General features: G+C 75.6%; 19 protein-coding genes, 1 tRNA gene and 1 riboswitch. Of the genes, 14 read left to right on the forward strand and 6 right to left on the reverse strand.

Annotation, left to right across the window (positions count from 1 at the left end; all coding sequences use genetic code 11):
• On the reverse strand, window positions 1-342 hold a 342-nt coding region (locus ACFCZN_RS16050; RefSeq protein WP_430557406.1), incomplete at its 3' end, for a hypothetical protein.
• Here ACFCZN_RS16050 and ACFCZN_RS16055 point away from each other — a divergent pair.
• The 9 genes from ACFCZN_RS16055 to ACFCZN_RS16095 all read left to right on the forward strand — a co-directional run bounded on the left by ACFCZN_RS16055 (window position 323) and on the right by ACFCZN_RS16095 (window position 6,939).
• Entirely contained in the window at window positions 323-661 is a 339-nt protein-coding gene (locus ACFCZN_RS16055; RefSeq protein ID WP_430557407.1) for a hypothetical protein, read from the forward strand. The two genes, ACFCZN_RS16050 and ACFCZN_RS16055, sit on opposite strands and share 20 nt — an antisense overlap.
• Window positions 658-1,104, forward strand: coding sequence for a ribosome silencing factor (gene rsfS, locus ACFCZN_RS16060; protein WP_429764034.1), 447 nt, complete (start codon window positions 658-660; stop codon window positions 1,102-1,104). Before ACFCZN_RS16055 ends, rsfS begins: the two co-directional genes overlap by 4 nt.
• Window positions 1,101-1,790: a histidine phosphatase family protein gene (locus ACFCZN_RS16065; RefSeq protein WP_430557408.1), complete on the forward strand. Its 690-nt coding sequence runs from the start codon at window positions 1,101-1,103 to the stop codon at window positions 1,788-1,790. Before rsfS ends, ACFCZN_RS16065 begins: the two co-directional genes overlap by 4 nt.
• 90 nt (window positions 1,791-1,880) lie before the next feature.
• A tRNA-Ala gene (locus ACFCZN_RS16070) sits at window positions 1,881-1,953 on the forward strand.
• A gap of 143 nt (window positions 1,954-2,096) precedes the next feature.
• A riboswitch (TPP riboswitch) is annotated at window positions 2,097-2,208 on the forward strand.
• The gene (locus ACFCZN_RS16075) at window positions 2,202-2,840 is read left to right on the forward strand and encodes an ECF transporter S component (protein ID WP_430557409.1); all 639 of its coding nucleotides are present in this window, start codon (window positions 2,202-2,204) and stop codon (window positions 2,838-2,840) included. (Overlaps the previous riboswitch by 7 nt.)
• On the forward strand, window positions 2,815-4,296 hold the full coding sequence (locus tag ACFCZN_RS16080; RefSeq protein WP_430557410.1) for an ATP-binding cassette domain-containing protein: 1,482 nt from the start codon (window positions 2,815-2,817) through the stop codon (window positions 4,294-4,296). Before ACFCZN_RS16075 ends, ACFCZN_RS16080 begins: the two co-directional genes overlap by 26 nt.
• A complete protein-coding gene (locus tag ACFCZN_RS16085; RefSeq protein WP_430557411.1) occupies window positions 4,293-4,988 on the forward strand; it encodes a CbiQ family ECF transporter T component in 696 nt (231 codons plus the stop codon). Before ACFCZN_RS16080 ends, ACFCZN_RS16085 begins: the two co-directional genes overlap by 4 nt.
• Before the next feature lie 62 nt (window positions 4,989-5,050).
• On the forward strand, window positions 5,051-5,659 hold the full coding sequence (locus ACFCZN_RS16090; protein ID WP_430557412.1) for a class I SAM-dependent methyltransferase: 609 nt from the start codon (window positions 5,051-5,053) through the stop codon (window positions 5,657-5,659).
• Window positions 5,660-5,715: 56 nt separating this feature from the next.
• Window positions 5,716-6,939 (forward strand): MFS transporter, encoded by a 1,224-nt coding sequence (locus tag ACFCZN_RS16095; RefSeq protein ID WP_429764040.1) that lies wholly within the window; start codon window positions 5,716-5,718, stop codon window positions 6,937-6,939.
• 9 nt (window positions 6,940-6,948) lie between these two features.
• Here ACFCZN_RS16095 and ACFCZN_RS16100 read toward each other — a convergent pair whose 3' ends face one another.
• Complete coding sequence (locus tag ACFCZN_RS16100) at window positions 6,949-7,719, reverse strand: NAD(P)H-dependent oxidoreductase (RefSeq protein ID WP_430557413.1); 771 nt, start codon at window positions 7,717-7,719, stop codon at window positions 6,949-6,951.
• A 115-nt stretch (window positions 7,720-7,834) separates the two neighbouring features.
• Between ACFCZN_RS16100 and ACFCZN_RS16105 the strand changes: the two genes are divergently transcribed.
• Genes ACFCZN_RS16105 through ACFCZN_RS16120 form a run of 4 tightly spaced genes read left to right on the forward strand, consistent with a single transcriptional unit; the run spans window position 7,835 to window position 12,810 of the window.
• The gene (locus tag ACFCZN_RS16105) at window positions 7,835-8,857 is read left to right on the forward strand and encodes a GlxA family transcriptional regulator (RefSeq protein ID WP_429764042.1); all 1,023 of its coding nucleotides are present in this window, start codon (window positions 7,835-7,837) and stop codon (window positions 8,855-8,857) included.
• 32 nt (window positions 8,858-8,889) lie between these two features.
• A complete protein-coding gene (locus ACFCZN_RS16110; RefSeq protein WP_430557414.1) occupies window positions 8,890-10,137 on the forward strand; it encodes an aspartate aminotransferase family protein in 1,248 nt (415 codons plus the stop codon).
• Between the two features lie 43 nt (window positions 10,138-10,180).
• Window positions 10,181-11,428 (forward strand): ectoine hydrolase, encoded by a 1,248-nt coding sequence (gene doeA, locus ACFCZN_RS16115; protein WP_430557415.1) that lies wholly within the window; start codon window positions 10,181-10,183, stop codon window positions 11,426-11,428.
• The gene (locus ACFCZN_RS16120) at window positions 11,425-12,810 is read left to right on the forward strand and encodes an aldehyde dehydrogenase family protein (RefSeq protein ID WP_430557416.1); all 1,386 of its coding nucleotides are present in this window, start codon (window positions 11,425-11,427) and stop codon (window positions 12,808-12,810) included. Before doeA ends, ACFCZN_RS16120 begins: the two co-directional genes overlap by 4 nt.
• A 33-nt stretch (window positions 12,811-12,843) precedes the next feature.
• Here the strand turns inward: ACFCZN_RS16120 and ACFCZN_RS16125 are convergent, their stop codons facing one another.
• From ACFCZN_RS16125 to ACFCZN_RS16135, 3 genes are all read right to left on the reverse strand, one after another.
• Window positions 12,844-14,769, reverse strand: a complete 1,926-nt coding sequence (locus tag ACFCZN_RS16125) for a rhamnogalacturonan lyase (RefSeq protein ID WP_430557417.1) — start codon at window positions 14,767-14,769, stop codon at window positions 12,844-12,846.
• Window positions 14,770-14,884: 115 nt separating this feature from the next.
• A complete protein-coding gene (locus ACFCZN_RS16130) occupies window positions 14,885-15,214 on the reverse strand; it encodes a cupin (RefSeq protein ID WP_429764047.1) in 330 nt (109 codons plus the stop codon).
• 98 nt (window positions 15,215-15,312) lie between these two features.
• A complete protein-coding gene (locus ACFCZN_RS16135; RefSeq protein ID WP_430557418.1) occupies window positions 15,313-16,107 on the reverse strand; it encodes an HAD hydrolase family protein in 795 nt (264 codons plus the stop codon).
• 115 nt (window positions 16,108-16,222) lie between these two features.
• Here ACFCZN_RS16135 and ACFCZN_RS16140 point away from each other — a divergent pair, with 115 nt between their 5' ends.
• Window positions 16,223-16,861, forward strand: a complete 639-nt coding sequence (locus ACFCZN_RS16140) for a maleylpyruvate isomerase family mycothiol-dependent enzyme (protein ID WP_430557419.1) — start codon at window positions 16,223-16,225, stop codon at window positions 16,859-16,861.
• On the opposite strand, the gene ACFCZN_RS16145 is transcribed toward ACFCZN_RS16140, so the two are convergent.
• Window positions 16,858-17,286 (reverse strand): VOC family protein, encoded by a 429-nt coding sequence (locus ACFCZN_RS16145; RefSeq protein WP_430557420.1) that lies wholly within the window; start codon window positions 17,284-17,286, stop codon window positions 16,858-16,860. The two genes, ACFCZN_RS16140 and ACFCZN_RS16145, sit on opposite strands and share 4 nt — an antisense overlap.
• Window positions 17,287-17,307 lie beyond the last annotated feature (21 nt).

Here is a 17,307-nt window from a genome sequence, read left to right on the forward strand (position 1 = left end):
CCCCTCGACCCGCCGTGACCAGGGCGCCGCCCCGGCGGGCTCCGCCACCGGGTACGGGCTGCCGCCGGTGGCCGCCCCGTCGAGCGCCGCGCCAGCGGCCCCGGCGGCCAGCCCGCCGGCGACGGTGGCGCCGCGCCCCGACGGCCCCGCCCGCCGTTCCCCGTTCGCGACGACGGGCACCTCCTCGCCGTTCGGCACCACGTCGGCCCCGGCGTCGGCGCCGCCCGCCCAGGCGGCCCCGAGCCCGGCGCCGACCGCCGCACCCACGTCGGCGGCGCCCCCGCTGCCCTGGGCCAGCCCGACCACGGAGCGGCCCGCGTCCGTGCCGCCGTCGCGCCCCACGGCGGGGGCCGCCCAGCCGGCGGCCGCGCCGGAGCGACCCGCCGCGTCCCCGTTCGACGCGCTGGTCGCGTCGGAGCAGCCCGTCCGCGCGCGCTCGGCCGCGCCGCTGGACGACGAGGACGACGACGAGGACTGGGACGAGCCCGAGGCGTCCTACACCTGGCTGCACTACATCGTCCTCGTGGTCGTCGCGTTCGTGCTGGGGCTCCTGGTCTGGAAGCTGCTGCTCGGCGACAACGGCGCCCAGGACTTCACGACCGACGGCGCCGCGCCCGCGAGCGTCGTCCTCCCGTACGAGCACCCCGGAGCCGCTGCATGACCGCCAGCCCCCGCGCCGTCGAGCTGGCGATCGTCGCCGCTCGGGCCGCCTCGGACCGCAAGGCGCAGGAGATCATCGCGCTGGACGTGAGCGACCAGCTGGTGCTCACCGACGTGTTCCTCATCGCCTCGGGCACGAACGAGCGGCAGGTCTCGGCCATCGTGGACGCCGTCGAGGAGGCGATGTTCCTCGCCGGGTCCAAGCCGATCCGCCGCGAGGGCAAGGCGCAGGCGCGATGGGTGCTGCTCGACTTCGGCGAGGTCGTCGTCCACGTGCAGCACGCCGAGGACCGCGTGTACTACGCGCTCGAGCGCCTGTGGAAGGACTGCCCGGCGGTCGAGCTGCCGGAGGACGCGCGCGGCGGCGACGGCGCGGCGGCCGCCGCCGAGTACGGCGACGGCGGGGGCGACGGCGCGATCCGTCTCGCGGGCGACGAGCGGTGACGGCCGGCACCGTCGTCCTGCTGCGGCACGCCCGCACCGCCTACAACGCCTCCCTGCGGCTGCAGGGGCAGATCGACATCCCGCTCGACGAGGTCGGACGCTGGCAGGCGGCGGAGGGCGGCTCCGCGCTCGCGTCGTCGCACCGCGCGACGCGCATCGTGTCGTCCGACCTGGGCCGCGCCGTCGAGACGGCGTCCGCGTACGCGGACGCGCTCGGCGGGGAGCCCCTGGTGACGGACGAGCGCCTGCGCGAGCGCGGCTTCGGCGCCTGGGAGGGCCTCACGGGCGCCGAGCTGCAGGAGCGCTGGCCCGAGGAGTACGCAGCCTGGCGCCTCGGTGCCGAGCCCGTGGGGGCGGGGGCCGAGACGAAGGCGGCGGTCGCGCAGCGCATGGCCGAGGCCGTGGCCGAGCACGCCGCGGACCTGGCTGACGACGCGACGCTCGTCCTCGTGTCGCACGGGGCCGCCATCTCGCTGGCGGTGACGGCGCTGCTCGGGCTCGACCCGGCCACCTGGCGCGGACTGGCGGGCATGCACAACGTGCACTGGTCGCACCTGCACCGTGCCGGGGAGGGCGCCGTGCCGGCATGGCGCCTCGTGGCGCACAACGTGGGCGCGGGGTACCCCCTGGACCGCTGGCAGGCGGGACCGGACTGGAATTTGGAACCTGGCCCGAAGTCTGCCTAAGATATCGACGTTCCGAGGGGCGCAAGCCCGGAGGAACACACCGAATCAGACGAATCGCCTGGCCGTCCGCGGTCGCGAGAGTCGGTTCTCGGGGCTGTGGCGCAGCTGGTAGCGCACCTGCATGGCATGCAGGGGGTCAGGGGTTCGAGTCCCCTCAGCTCCACCCCGACAAGAAGGCCCGGAACCTCATGGTTCCGGGCCTTCTTGCGTGACCAGGGGTTTCACGGTGCGGGACGGTCTTGCGCGGACGCCGACGTCGCCTAGGGTCGGACCTGCGGCCGCGTCGTCGGCCGTCACATCTGAAGACACCCATGACAGGGGAGCGCCGTCGAAGGGGCGCTGAGAGTGCGGGCACAGCCGCAGACCCTTGGAACCTGCTCCGGTTAGCACCGGCGAAGGGAGTTACCTGGAATGTCCGCGCCCATCTCTCTGCGCAGCGCGTCCCCGCGGTACCGTACCGTCGACCTCGTCACCGTGGCCATGCTCGGCGTGGCCGTCGGTGTCGTCTTCTGGGGCTGGACCCAGCTCTACCACCTGCTCTCCGCCGGGCTGGCGGTCGCCTTCCCGCCGGCCACCGGGCTGCTCGGGGGCGGCTGGCTGCTCGGCGGCGTGCTGGGCGGCCTCATCGTCCGCCGCCCGGGCGCGGCGCTGCTCACCGAGGTCGTCGCCGCGAGCGTCGAGGCGCTGCTCGGCGCCGGCTGGGGCTTCTCGGCGATCGTCTCCGGCGTCGTCCAGGGGTTCGGCGCCGAGCTCGTGCTCGCCCTGTTCCTCTATCGCCGGTTCGGCACCGCCGTCGCGGCCCTGGCGGGTGCGGCGGCGGGCGCGTGCGGCGCCGTCTACGAGTGGTTCGCCTACTACCCGGACTGGGCGTGGGGCTTCCGGCTGGCGTACCTGGGCCTGTTCGCGCTGTCCGGCGCGCTGCTCGCGGGCCTGGGAGGCGCGGCGCTCGTGCGCGCCCTCGCGCGGGCCGGCGTGCTCGACGCGTTCGGGCCGGGGCGCGACCTCGCCGACCGCGGCGTCGGTCGTGCCGCCGATCGCGCCCGGGCCTGACGGCGTGGCGCGCGACGACGTCCGGGCGCGCGTGCGGGGGCTGAGCTGGCGGCCCACCGGGCGCCGGGTCCCGACGATCGAGGGCCTCGACCTCACCGTCGGCGCGGGGGAGCGCATCGGCCTGGTCGGGCCGAGCGGGGCGGGCAAGTCGACCGTGCTGCACGCCCTCGCGGGGGTCCTGGGGGACCCGCTGCCCGGCGACCTGTCCGGCACCGTCCACGTGGACGGCGGGGTGGGGCTCGTGCCGCAGGACCCGGGCTCCGCGGTCGTCGCGGCCCGGATCGGCCGGGACGCCGCCTTCGGCCCCGAGAACTCCGGCCTGCCGCGGGACGAGATCTGGCGTCGGGCCCGGAAGGCTCTCGACCGGGTCGGGCTGCGGTACCCGCCCGACAGGCCGACGTCGGCCCTCTCGGGCGGCGAGCTGCAGCGGCTCGCGCTCGCAGGGGCGCTGGCGAGCGCCCCGGGCCTGCTGCTCCTGGACGAGCCGACCGCGATGCTCGACCCCGCCGCCGCGGCCGAGGTCCGCGCCGCCGTCGTCGGCGCGCTGGAGGGCACGGGCACATCCCTCGTGGTGGTCGACCACCACGTCGGGCCGTGGCTCGAGCACCTGGACCGCGTCGTGGTGCTCGGGCCGGCGGGTCGGGTCACGCACGACGTCGCGCCCGCCGCGCTGAGCGACGGCGCGGCCGGCCGGCGCGCTGACCTGACGCGCGCCGGCGTCTGGCTGCCCGGGGTGGCGGCGCCCGATCCGCTGCCCGTCCCGGCCGCGCTGGTCGCGCCGGACGACGCCGGGCCGGAGGTCTCGGTCGACTCCCTCGAGGTCGACCTGACGACGCGCGGCCTGCGCGGCCGTACCACCACGCGGGCGCTCGACGGCGTGGCCGCGCGGCTGCCTGCGGGGCTCCTCACGGCCGTCACGGGGCCCTCGGGTGCGGGGAAGTCCACGCTCGTCGCCACCCTCGCGGGGCACCTGCGGCCGACCGCCGGCGTGGTGCGGGGAGCTCCGGGGCGTACGGCCCGCTCGCGAGACCTCGCGCGGTCGTGCGGCTGGGTGCCGCAGCACCCGGAGCACGGCCTGCTCGCCCCGCGCGTGCGGGACGAGGTGGAGCTCACCGGCCGACGCCTCGGCGTCCGGGTGGACGTGGACGAGGTGCTCGCGCTGCTGCGCCTGGACCATCTCGCCGACGCGCACCCGTTCCGGCTGTCCGGCGGCGAGCAGCGGCGGCTCGCGCTGGCGGCCGCGCTCGCGCACCGGCCGGGGCTCGTGCTGCTGGACGAGCCGACCGTCGGCCAGGACCGGGGGACCTGGGCGGCGGTGGCGGGGTGGGCCACCGCCGCCGCCCGGCATGGCGCCACCGTCGCGGCCAGCACCCACGACGCGCACCTCGTCGCCCTCGCCGGGCACCAGGTGCAGCTCGGCGGCCCGGCACGCGAGCGACAGGCGGTGGCGGCATGACCGGTGTGCTGGGGCGCGTGAACGCCCTCGTGCTCGTGGCGCTCGGGCTGCTCGGGCTGGTCGCCTCCCTGGGCGTCCGGGACGTCGCGAGCGCCGGCGTCGCGCTGGGCGCCTGCCTGGCGTTCGGGCTGCTGCTCCTGCCGCGCGGGGCCGGGTCGCCGGCCCGGTACCTCGCGGTCGTCGTCGCCATCGCGTCGGTGGCGTGGTCCACCTGGCTGCTCGGCGGCCGCGACCCGGTGGAGGCCGGCGTCGCGGGGGCCCGCATCGCGGTGCTCGCGCTGCCGGGCGTGGCGCTCGCCCCGCTCGTCGACCCGAGCGGGCTGGCCGACCAGCTCGGCCAGCGGCTGCGCCTGCCGGCGCGCTTCGTCGTCGGCGTCGCCGCGGCGCTGCAGCGGTTCGAGCGGCTCGGTGCGGTGTGGGAGCAGGCGTCGCGAGCCCGCCGGTCGCGCGGCGTCGGGCCCGGCCGGGGTCCGCTCTCGCGGGCCCGACACGCGGCGTCCGTGACGTTCGCGGTCCTGGCCGCCACCCTGCGCGACGCGGCCGCCATGGCCGTCGCGATGGACGCCCGCGGCTTCGCCTCCGCCCACCACCGCACCTGGGCGGAGCCGGCGCCGTGGACCCGCACCGACACCGTCGTGCTCGCCGGCGGCGCGTTCGTCGCGGCGTTGCCGTTCGCCGTCCTCGTCGGGTAGCGGTCGCGCGGGAGGCGCCGCCCAGGAGCCGTGGGCGCAGAATGGGCAGCGGGAGGTGCTCCATGGCCCGCCAGGTGCACGATTTCGACGCCCTGTACGCCGCCGACGCCCCGCCGCCGTGGGAGATCGGCCATCCGCAGCCCGCGCTCCTGGCGCTCGTGCGCCGGTCGGTGCTCGCGGACCCGGTCCTCGACGTCGGGTGCGGCACGGGCGTGCTGGCTCTCGCCGTCGCTCGGGCGGGCCACCGGGTGGTGGGCGTGGACGCCGCGGCGCACGCGATCTCCCGCGCGCGGGAGCGGGCCGCGGAGTCGATCCTCGACCCGCCGGGCGAGGTGCGCTTCGAGGTCGCGGACGCCCGCCGGCTCGACCGCCTGGACCTCCGGCCGCGGACCGTCCTCGACTCGGGGCTGCTGCACACCCTGGACGACGCCGGGCGCGCGGCCTACGTGGCGGGGCTGGAGGCGATCTGCCGGCCCGACGCGCTCGTCGCCGTGCTCGCGATGTCCGTGGACGCCGGGCTGGGCTGGGGCACGACCGGCGCCCGGCTGCGCGCGGCGTTCGAGGGGCCCGCGTGGTCGGCCACGGTGGTCTCGGACGCCGAGATCGCCGCGCGCACCGCGGGGGAGGAGCTCAGCCTGCCGGCGCTGCTCCTCACGACGCGGCGCGCGTGACGAGACGTCCGTGAACGGACGGGCCTCGGACAGGTCCCGTGCGATAGGAAGGGGGCGTGCCGTCCCCGCCCCTCTTCCCCTTCCGTAGCGTCGTCCTCGGGGCGTTCCTCCCCACCCTGGTGCTGGAGATCGGCATCGGCGCGCTGCTGCCGGTCGTGGCGGTCACCGCCACCGGCCGCGGCGCGACCCTCACGGTCGCCGGGCTCGTGGCCGCGCTGCTGCCGCTCGGCAAGATCGCGTTCGACCTGCCGGCCGGCGCCCTCTCCCAGCGCCTCGGCGACCGGGTGGCGATGCTGGTCGCCGGCAGCGTCGCCGTCGTGGCGTTCACGACGATCGCGCTGTCCTCGGCGCTGTGGGGCCTGGCGCTGGGCGTGCTCGCCCTCGGCGCGGCGAACGCCGTGTTCAACCTCGCCCGGCAGGCGTACCTGACGGAGATCACGCCGCCGCTGCGGCGGGCGCGCGTCATGTCGACGCTCGCCGGGGTGCACCGCATCGGCCTGTTCCTGGGGCCGTTCGCCGGCGCCGCCGTGATCGCCGCGACGTCGCTGCACGGCGCGTTCTGGCTGGGCACCGGCTCGGCCCTGGTGGCGGTGCTGGTCATCGCCCTGGTGCGGCCGGAGCCGCGGGCCGACGCCCCGTTGCCGCGGCCCGCCGGCCGGCAGCGCGTGTCCATCGCCGCGGTCGCGCGCGAGCACCGGCAGCTGTTCGCGACCCTCGGCGTCGCCATCCTGCTGGTGAGCGCCGTGCGCGGCGCACGCCAGACCGTCATCCCGCTGTGGGGCGAGCACCTGGGGCTCGACGCCGAGGTGACGTCGCTCGTCTTCGGCGTCTCGGGCGCCCTGGACATGCTGCTGTTCTACCCGGCGGGCAAGGTGATGGACCGGTTCGGGCGGCTGTGGGTGGCGGTCCCGTCCATGCTCACGATGGCGGTGGGGCTGGCGGTGCTGCCGTTCGCGCACACCGCGGGAGCGCTCGCCGTGGTCGCCGCCCTGCTCGGTGTGGGCAACGGCATGGGCTCGGGCATCGTCATGACGCTGGGCGCCGACGTCGCGCCCGCCGCGGTGCGGCCCACGTTCCTCAGCGTGTGGCGGCTCTTCCAGGACACGGGCGACGCGCTCGGCCCGCTGATCCTGTCGGCGGGGGCGGCGCTGGGCTCGCTCGCCGCCGGGGTGTGGGCCACCGCCATGCTCGGCGGCGCGTCCGCGGCCACCCTCGCGCGCTGGGTGCCGCGGTACTCCTCGCTCGCGAACCTCGTGCCGCCCCGGCGCGGGCGGACCTGAGCCGAAGCCTCACGCGCGCAGGTGCACGCCCAGCCCGCGGCCGCCGGGCGCCACCGCGTCGCGCAGCTCCCCGTGCCCGTCGTAGTCCCCGCCGTCCTGGCGCCGGTAGGGCACGAGAGGCCCGTCCGGCAGAGCGAGCAGCCGGCGGCGCAGGCCGTCCGAGGCCGCGGCGAAGCCGGCGTCGTCCAGGCGGCTCGCGCCGGGCACGAGCACCGGCTCGGCCACCAGCATGCCCGTGTACCAGAACGTGCCGTGCAGCAGCGGGAACAGCACCTCCGCGAGGTCGCCGTGCAGGCCGCGCGGGCCGAGCCCGGTGCCCGCCCCGACGGTGACCACGGCGAGCGCGCGGCGGCCGGCCAGCCCGCCGTCGCCGTACCGGCGGGTGCGGCCGGCGCGGTCGCGCACGTTGTACGCGTAGCCCTGCACCAGCACCCGGTCGAGCCAGCCCTTGAGGATCGCGGGCGTGCCGTGCCACCACAGGGGGAACTGCACGACGACGGTGTCGGCCCGGGCGAGCTTGTCGTGCTCGGCCCGGATGTCGGGCGCGAGCGTGCCGCCGCGCAGCGCGCGCTCCGAGGCGCCCGCGACGTCGAGCCGGTCGCCGTCGCCCACGGCGTCGCCGAAGTCGGCGGCCGTCACCACGGGGTTCCAGCCCATCGCGTACAGGTCGGACTCGACCACCTCGTGCCCGGCCCCGCGCAGCGCGCGGACCCCCTCGTCCCGCAGCCGCGCCGTGAGCGACCGCGGTTCCGGATGGGCCAGCACCCACAGCACCCGCATCGGACCGTCCTTCCCGTCGGGGTCGGGCGCCGGTCGGCCGCCCGTCCCTCCAGGGTGCCGGGCAGGCCACCGGGCGACCAGTGGCCGGGAGGCCACGATGTGCAAGGATCAGGCCATGCCTGCCAGACGGACGCGCGCACCCCGCCGGCACCTCGTCGCGGTGCTGGTGCGCGACGGCGTGATGCCGCTCGAGCTCGGCGCGGTGCACCAGCTCTTCGGCGTCGCGCGCGACGCCGGCGGCGAGCGGCTCTACGACGTGCGCACGTGCGCGGCTGCACGGGGACCCGTGCGGACCGACGCGGACTTCACGATCGACGTCCCGCACGGCCCGGACGTGCTCGCGCTCGCCGACACCGTCGTCGTGCCGGCGTCGCACGCGCTGGACGACGTCGACGAGGACGACGGCGTCACCCCCGACCTGCTGGCGACCGTCCGCCCGGACGCGCGGGTCGCGTCCATCTGCACCGGGGCGTTCGCGCTCGCACGCGCCGGGCTGCTCGACGGGCGACGCGCGACGACGCACTGGCTGTCGGCGGACCGGTTCCGGCAGGCGTTCCCGAGGGTGGACCTGCACCCGGACGTGCTGTTCACCGAGGACGGCCGCGTCTTCACGTCGGCCGGCGAGGCGGCCGGGATCGACCTGTGCCTGCACCTGATCCGCTCCGACCACGGCGCGTCGGTCGCGAACGACGTCGCGCGGCGCACCGTCGTGCCGCCCTTCCGCGACGGCGGCCAGGCGCAGTACGTGGACGCCCCCGTGCCCGAGCCGGCAGGCGACCACACCGGCCCCGCGCGGTCGTGGGCGCTCGAGCACCTCGACGAGCCGCTCTCGCTGGACGACCTCGCCCGGCACGCGTCGATGAGCACGCGGACCTTCACGCGCCGTTTCCGCCGGGAGGTCGGCGTCTCGCCCGGGGCGTGGCTGCTGCAGCAGCGCCTGCTGCGCGCGCGCGACCTGCTGGAACGCACCGATCTCGCCGTGGACGCCGTCGCGCGCCGGGCCGGGTTCGGCACCGGGGCGTCGCTGCGCCAGCACTTCGCGCGGGCGCTGGGCGTCTCGCCCGCCGCCTACCGCGCGACGTTCGGCCCCGGCCCGCGACATCAGAACGTCACGAAGGTCGTCCCGCGAGTTGCTTGACGGGGCGGGCCTCGGGCACCTACATCTGGTTGATGGAGGTCTTCGAGAAGTGGGAATCCGAGATCCGGGGGTACAGCCGCACGTACCCCACGGTGTTCGCCTCGGCGTCGAACGCGCGGCAGGTGGACGAGGCCGGCCGTAGCTACGTCGACTTCTTCGCCGGCGCGGGCGTGCTGAACTTCGGGCACAACAACCCGCGCATGAAACGCGCGATGATCGAGTTCCTCGAGGCCGACGGCGTCGCGCACAGCCTCGACATGGCGACCACCACGAAACGCGACTTCATCACGAAGTTCGTCTCCACGGTGCTGGAGCCGCGCGGCATGACGATGAGGCTGCAGTTCATGGGCCCCACCGGCAGCAACGCCGTCGAGGCGGCGCTCAAGCTCGCCCGCAAGGTCACCGGGCGGCGCGAGGTGGTCGCCTTCACGCACGGGTTCCACGGCATGACCCTCGGGTCGCTCGCGCTCACGGGCAACGACGTCTTCCGCCGGGCCGCCGGGGTGCCCCTGGAGAACGTGCACCGGCTGCCCTTCGAGACCGCTCCCGGGGGCGGTCTCGCGTCGCTCGAGGCCTACCGGGCGCAGCTCGCCGACGTGTCGAGCGGGCTGCTGCCCCCGGCGGCGTTCGTCGTCGAGACGATCCAGGCCGAGGGCGGCGTCAACGTGGCGAGCGCCGAGTGGCTGCACGCCGTGCAGCGCCTCGCCCGCGACGTCGGGGCGCTGTTCGTCATCGACGAGATCCAGGTGGGCTGCGGCCGCACCGGCAGCTACTTCAGCTTCGACGGCATGGGGCTCGACCCCGACGTCGTGTGCCTCGCCAAGGGGATCGGCGGCTACGGGACGCCCCTGGCGATGAACCTCAACCGGCCCGAGCTGGACGCGCACTGGGCGCCGGGGGAGCACACCGGCACCTTCCGCGGCCAGGGCCTGTCGTTCGTGGCCGGGCGCGAGGCGCTGACGTACTTCGACGACGACGAGCTCATGACCCAGGTGCACGCCAAGGCCGAGCGGATGGTGTCCGTGCTGGACGGGCTCGCCGCCGCGGCCTCCGACCGCGGGTTCACCGTGCGCGGCCGCGGCATGATCCAGGGCCTCGACGTCGTCGACGGCGCGTTCGCCAAGGCGGTCGCGGCCGAGTGCTTCGCCCGGGGGCTGCTCATCGGCCCGTGCGGCAGCGGCGGCCGCGTGCTCAAGCTCATCCCGCCACTGACCATCCCCGACGACGACCTCGACGAGGGCCTGGAGATCCTCGCGGGGGCGGTGCGCGACACCCTCTAGCGCCCCGCCCGGGGGCGTGCGACAGCAGCTGAAGGAGGCCGGCATGCGGCAGCGCGACGACATGACGTTCCCGTTCGAGGAGTACGCGAGGCGCCTCGGCGATCTGCGCCGCCGCATGGCGGAGCGGATGCTGGACGCGGTGGTCATCACCGACCCCGAGAACCTCATGTACCTCACGGACTACCAGACCACGGGGTACTCCTTCTTCCAGGCGCTGGTCGTGCCGCTCGAGGACGAGCCGTTCATGATCACGCGCGCCATGGAGGAGTCGAACGTGCACGCCCGCACGTGGGTGGAGCTGACCCGCCCCTATCCGGACACGGGCGACGCCATCCAGAGCCTGGTGCAGTCCCTGCGCGAGTTCGGCCTCGACACGAAGGACGTCGGGTACGAGCGCAACAGCTACTACTTCCCGGCCTACCACCAGGACTACATCCACAACTCGTTCACCGACGGCCGCCTGCTCGACTGCTTCGGCATCGTGGAGGAGGGGCGCGTGACCAAGTCGGACGCCGAGATCGCCGTCATGCGGCGGGCCGCGCGCGCCACGGAGGTCGGGATGGCGGCGGGCATCGAGGCGGTCGCCGCGGGGGTGACGGAGAACGAGATCGCGGCCGAGATCGCGTCGGCGATGTTCCGCTCGGGCGGGGAGTTCCCGGCCGTGATGCCGTACGTCACCTCCGGGCCGCGCAGCATGATCGGGCACGCGACCTGGGAGGGCCGCACCGTGCAGCCCGGGGAGCACGTCTTCCTCGAGGTCGGCGGCTGCTTCCGGCGGTACCACACGGCGATGATGCGGACCGTGGTGCTCGACGACCTGTCGCGCAGCATGCTGGTGGCGCAGGAGCGGATGAAGCTGGCGCTCGCGGAGGTCAAGGCGGCCATCCGGCCCGGCCTCACCGTGTCCGACGCCGACAACATCGTGCGGAACATCATCTCGGACAACGGCGTCGGCGCACGGCTGGTGACCCGGTCGGGGTACTCGATCGGCATCGCGTTCCCGCCCAGCTGGGACGAGGGGTACATCGTCAGCCTCAACCAGGGCGACCCGCGCGTGCTCCGGGAGGGGATGACGTTCCACATCATCCCGTGGATGTGGGGCGTCGACGGCGACAAGACCGTCGGCATCTCCGACACGGTCCGGGTGACGGCCGACGGGTGCGAGTCGTTCTTCACCCTGGCCGAGGACTTCACCTGCAAGCCCGAGCACGCCGCGGGGAGGGCGGAGGCCGAGCCCCTCGCGCTCGTGCAGGACACGACCACGGACGCCACCGAGGAGGAGACCGCATGATGCTGATCGCGACCGACCCGAGCACGGGCGAGGTGGTCCGCGAGGTCCCGGCGGCGACGCCGGGCGAGGTGGACACCACCCTGGCGGCCGCCGAGGCGGCACGGTCCGCGTGGCGGGACCGGGGGCTCGACGGGCGCGCCGAGGTGCTGCACGCGGTGGCGGCGGACCTGCGCGCGCGGGCCGACGAGCTGGCGCCCCTCATGACGCAGGAGATGGGCAAGCCGATCTCCGAGGCGCTCGGCGAGGTGGAGAAGGCGGCCTGGTGCGCGGAGCACTACGCCGAGCACGCGGCGGCGTACCTGGCGACCGAGGACATCGCCTCCGACGCGACGCGCAGCTACGTGCAGCACCTGCCGCTCGGCACGGTGCTCGGCGTGCTGCCGTGGAACGCGCCGTTCTGGCTGGCCCTGCGCTTCGCGGCGCCCGCCCTCATGGCGGGCAACACGGCCGTGCTCAAGCACGACCCGCACGTGCCGGGCTGCGCGGAGGCGATCGGCGACGTGTTCGCTCGGGCGCTGTCGGCGTCGGGCGCGCCGCAGGGCGTGTTCCTCAACCTGCCGCTGGAGACCGCGGACGTCGCCGGCGTCATCCGCGACCGGCGCGTGCAGGCGGTGTCGTTCACCGGGTCGTCGCGCGGGGGGTCGGCCGTGGCGAGCGTCGCGGCCGCCGAGATCAAGCCCGCCGTGCTGGAGCTGGGCGGCTCCGACCCGTGCGTGGTCCTCGCCGACGCCGACCTGGACGCCGCGGCCGACACCATCGCCCTGTCGCGCATCATCAACGCGGGCCAGTCGTGCATCGCCGCGAAGCGGATCATCGTCGAGGACGCCGTGCACGACGCGCTGGTCGACCGGCTCCGGGACCGGCTCGCCGCGCTGAAGGTGGGCGACCCGCGCGACCCCGCCACGCAGGTGGGGCCGATCGCCCGCGAGGACCTGCGCGAGAACCTGCACCGCCAGGTCACGCAGACGGTGCAGGCGGGGGCGCGCCTGCTTCTCGGGGGCGAGCTGCCCGACGGCCCGGGCTTCTTCTACCCGCCCACCCTGCTCGACGACGTCACCGACGACATGACCGCCGCCTGCGAGGAGACGTTCGGTCCGGTCATGGCGGTGCTGCGGGCCGCCGACGCCGACGAGGCGCTCGAGACCGCGAACCGGACCGAGTACGGCCTGGCGGCGAGCGTCTGGACCACGCCGGAGCGCGGCGAGGCGATGGCCCGCCACATCGCGGCCGGTCAGGTCTCGGTGAACGGCATCGTCAAGACCGACCCCCGGCTGCCCAGCGGCGGGGTGAAGCGCTCCGGGTACGGGCGCGAGCTCGGCCCGCACGGCATCAAGGAGTTCGTCAACGTGCAGCAGGTGTGGGTCGGCCCGCGCCAGGGCTGAGCCCGGCGCGGGCCGACCGTGCGGGGACGGTCGTCAGTCCACCGTGGCGAAGCTGGGGTGCGGCGGCTGGTTGTACGCCGTGTTCTGCCACGCGACGGCCAGCCGGTACTGCCGGTCCTCCATGAGGGACGGGTGCGCGATGGCGGTCGGGATGTCCGTGGAGTAGATCCGCAGCGCGCTGGAGTCGGTCGTGCGGAAGACGACCTCTTCGCGCCAGTCGCCGAGGATGTCGGCCTGGAGCGCCGGCGTCGCCTTGGTGCCGTTGTTCGAGGCGACCCCCTCGCCCGTGAGGAGACGGGTGTCGCCGCTGGCGCCGTACTTGTCGATGTGGGTGTCGTCCAGCAGCTCGCGCTGCCCGTCGCCGTCCCACCAGATCACGAAGTTGGTGGAGCCTGGCTTGCGGCCGACCTCCGAGCCGTCCGTCGCGCTGCGCAGGCCGGAGACCTTGGACGACCAGACCTCGGCGCCGGGGTTGTCCGCGGTGATGTCCGCGGCCACTCCGCGCCCGTTGTCGGACCCGGCGGCGGGGGCGCTGGAGAGGATCCTGCCGGTGGCGGCGTCGGCCACCCAGTGGGCCGGGTCGGTGCCCGACTCCGACGGCTTGAACACCTCCAGCCCGGGGTTCGAGGGCACCAGGTCGCTCACGTGGTACGCGTCGCCGTGGTGGGTGCCGTTCTGCCACAGCCCGTTCCCGTTGTCGTCGATCGCCATCGACCCGTAGAGGATCTCGTCGCGGCCGTCGTCGTCCACGTCCGCGATCGACAGCTGATGGTTGCCGCGGCCCGTCCAGTCGGGCCCGTTGGTCGACGAGCTCGAGTCGAACGTCCAGCGGCGGGTGAGCGCCCCGTCGCGGAAGTCCCACGCGGAGACGGCCGTCCTGGCGTAGTAGCCGCGCCCCATGACGATGCTCGGCCGGGACCCGTCGAGGTACGCCGTGCCCGCGAGGAAGCGGTCCACCCGGTTGCCGTACGTGTCGCCCCAGTCGCCGACGTTGCCGCGGGCGGGGCGGAAGTCGACGGTGTCGAGCTCGGCGCCGTCGGTGCCCCGGAAGACCGAGAGGAACTCGGGCCCGCTCAGCACGTAGCCGCTGGAGTTTCGGTGGTCGGCGTCGCCGTCCCCGATCACCTGGCCGGTGCCCGAGACGGTGCCGTCGCCGGTCTTCACGGCGACCTCCGCGGCGCCGTCGCCGTCGTAGTCGTACACCTGGAACTGCGTGTAGTGCGCCCCGGCGCGGATGTTGCGGCCGAGGTCGACGCGCCACAGCCGCTCGCCGTCGAGCTCGTAGGCGTCGAGGTAGACGTTGCCCGTGACGCCGGACTGCGAGTTGTCCTTGGCGTTGCTCGGGTCCCACTTCAGGACGATCTCGTACTCGCCGTCGCCGTCGAGGTCGCCCACCGACGCGTCGTTCGCGGAGTAGGTGTAGCCGCTGCCGGCGGGCGGCACGTCCAGCGGGACGTCGAGCGAGCTCGCCTCGGCGCCCGCGACGGGCGCGAGCGTCAGGGACTCGCCGGCGACCTGCCCGGCGGCTCCCTCGGCGGAGGGGTCGTCGGACCGTGCGGCCGCGGCACGCGCGGCCCCGTCCCCGACGGCGAGGACGGCGTAGCGGGCGTCGGCGGGCGCGCCGCGGTCGAGGAACGACGTCGCGCCGGTCACGGCGGGCCCGGGCACCCGGACGCCGTCGCGGTAGACATGGAACGCGGCGTCGCCGCCGTCGGACGCCAGGAGGCGCCAGCTCACGCGGTTGCCGTCGGCGGTGGGTGTGCTGATCACCGCCCGGCCGCCGGGCGACGCGTCCGCGGCGGACGTCGGCACCGCGGGGGCGGGCGGGTCGCCGGCGGCGCCGGCGGCGCCGGCGGCGCCGGCGGCGACGGCGGGGGAGGCGAGGGCGAGCGCGCAGAGCGCGCCCACGGCGGTGGCGAGCGTGGTGGTGGCTGCGGTCGTGCGGAGTGTCGGCAGCATCGTTGCTCCGTTCCGGTTGAGACGATTCACACCGTTCGGGACCGAGGCTGCCAGAAACCGGTTGCTCGCGTCACCCCCGGGTCTCACGACGTGGGACGCGCGGGAGGGCGGGCGCTCAGGGCTTGGGGATGCTGGTCACCGTCGTGAGGAGGAAGACCGAGTCCTCCAGCGCGCTGACGGCGTGCCGCTCGTGGGTCAGCACGCGCAGCTGCCCGGCGTGGACCTCGTCGTTCCCGTCGAGCGCGGTCACCCGCACGCGCCCGTGCAGCACCAGGACCGAGGCCGCGGGCGGCGAGTTGTGCTCGCCCAGCTCGATCCCCTCGACCAGCGCCAGGATCGTCTGCCGCAGCGGGCCGTCGTGCACGACGATCTCCGCGCTGCGACCGTTCTCGGCGGCGCGGGCCTTGTCGAGGTGGGTCGTCGTGAGGGCGTCCAGGTCGGCCATCAGGGGCTCCGTCCGTCGGTCGGCACGCGGGTCCGCGTCGTCGCGGGCCAGCCGCCCTCACCGTACCCGCGGTCGCCGCGCGTCGGGGGCGTGGCGCGTCAGGCGGCGCCGTCGATCATCCCCAGCCGGGCGAACGCCTCCGCGACGCCGCCTCGCGCGGGCCCGGGCACCACGAAGTCCGCCTCGGCGAGGACGGCAGGCGGCGCGCCCTCGACCGCCACGGCGGTGCCCGCGTACTGGAGCATCTCGACGTCGTTGTGCCCGTCGCCGACGCCGACCGCCTGCGCGGCGGTGAGCCCCAGGTGCTCGATCACGGCCGCCATCCCGACCGCCTTGTGCACCCCGGCCAGGTGGATCTCCCCGGCGTTGTCGCCCGTGTCCGCGTAGGACGAGGGGAGGATGCCGACCTCGGGGCCGAGCTCGGTACGCAGCGCCGCGATCGGCACGCGCGAGTCGAAGTAGCTGATCTTGGCGTACCGGACGCCCGCGAGGTCGCCGGGCATCCGCAGCACGTCGAGGATCTCGTGGGGTGCCGCGTCCCCGCGGACCGCGAGCCGGGCGTCGAGGCCGACCGGCCCGTACACCGCGTCGGGGGTCTCCAGCAGGTACGCGACGTCGTGGGCGTCGAGCACGTGGCGCACGCGCGTCGCGAGGTCGTCGGGGAAGCGGAGGTCGGCCACGACCTCGCCGTCGAGCCGGACGAACGCGCCCGCCGTCGCCACGACGCCGTCGAAGCCCGCCGCCAGGAGCGACGGCGGCAGCATCGACTCCGGGCGGCCCGTGCACAGCAGCACCCGGTGGCCGGCGCGCCGCGCGGCGCGGACGGCCTCCTCGTGCGCGGGCGGCACCGCGCCGTGGTCCGCGTAGGTGCCGTCCACGTCCAGGAACGCCACGCGCGCCCCGTCACTCATCGAACCCGACACGGGCGCAGTCCTCCAGGTCTTCGGCGTCGTCGTGGGCACCGTCGAGCCTAACCGCGCCGTCGGTGTCCCGTGGTTGGCTGCCCACGTGACGACGAGCACCCCGCGCGCCGAGACCTGGTCCATGATCCGTGCCGAGCGCGAGGCGCTCGCGGACGAGCTCAGGGAGCTCGACGACGCGGCGTGGGCCGGGCCTTCGCTGTGCGGGGACTGGACCGTGGAGGACGTCGTCGCGCATCTCACGGCGGGCGCGAGCACCGGCCGGTGGGCGTGGCTGCGCAGCATCGTCGGGGCGCGGTTCGACGCCGACCTGCACAATGCGCGGCGCCTGGCGGAGCACCGCGGCGCGACGCCCGTCGAAACGCTCGAGCGCTTCCGCGCCGTCGCGACCAGCACGGTCGCGCCGAGCGGGCACACGGCCGCGTGGCTGGGCGAGGTCGTCGTGCACGGGCAGGACGTCCGCACGCCGCTCGGCATCCCGCGCGTGCCGCCGGTCGCCGCGACCACCGAGGTGGCGCGCTTCTTCGCCGCGCGCGACTTCACGGTCCCCGGCCGGAGCGTCGCGCGCGGCCTGCGCCTCGAGGCGACCGACGGCCCGTTCGCGCACGGCGACGGCCCCGTGGTGCGCGGCAGCACCCTCGCGCTCGTCATGGTGCTGGCGGGCCGGAGGGTGTTCTGCGACGCGCTGGCGGGTGAGGGGCTGGCGCGGGTGCGCGAACGGGTCTAGGCGCCCTGGGCCTCGGCGCCGGCCCCGGCGTAGAGGGCGGCGAACTCGGCGGACGGCGGGATCGGGGTGACGACGTCGACGAGCACGCCGTCGGGCCCGGCCACGATGAAGTGCCGCTGGCCGAACTCCTCGTCGCGCAGCGGCAGCAGCACGTCGTGCGCGCCCTCGGCGAGGACGCGGGCGTGCGCGGCGTCGACGTCGTCCACCTCGACGGTGACGAGGACGCCGGCCGCGCGGGCGCCGCGGGCGGGCTCGGGGATCGTCTCGTGGTCCGCGTCGACGACGGCGAGCTCCGCCGTGCCGGAGCGCAGGCTGACGTACCAGTCCGAGGAGAACGTCGGCGTCATGCCGAGCAGGTCGGCGTAGAAGCGCGCGGCTCCCGGGACGTCCGAGACGGCGAGGACGGGGTACAGGCTGGTGATCATGACGACTCCCGGAGGGTTTAC

This window comes from Isoptericola sp. NPDC056134, from assembly GCF_042264825.1.
GTDB classification, from domain to species: Bacteria; Actinomycetota; Actinomycetes; order Actinomycetales; family Cellulomonadaceae; genus Isoptericola; species Isoptericola nanjingensis.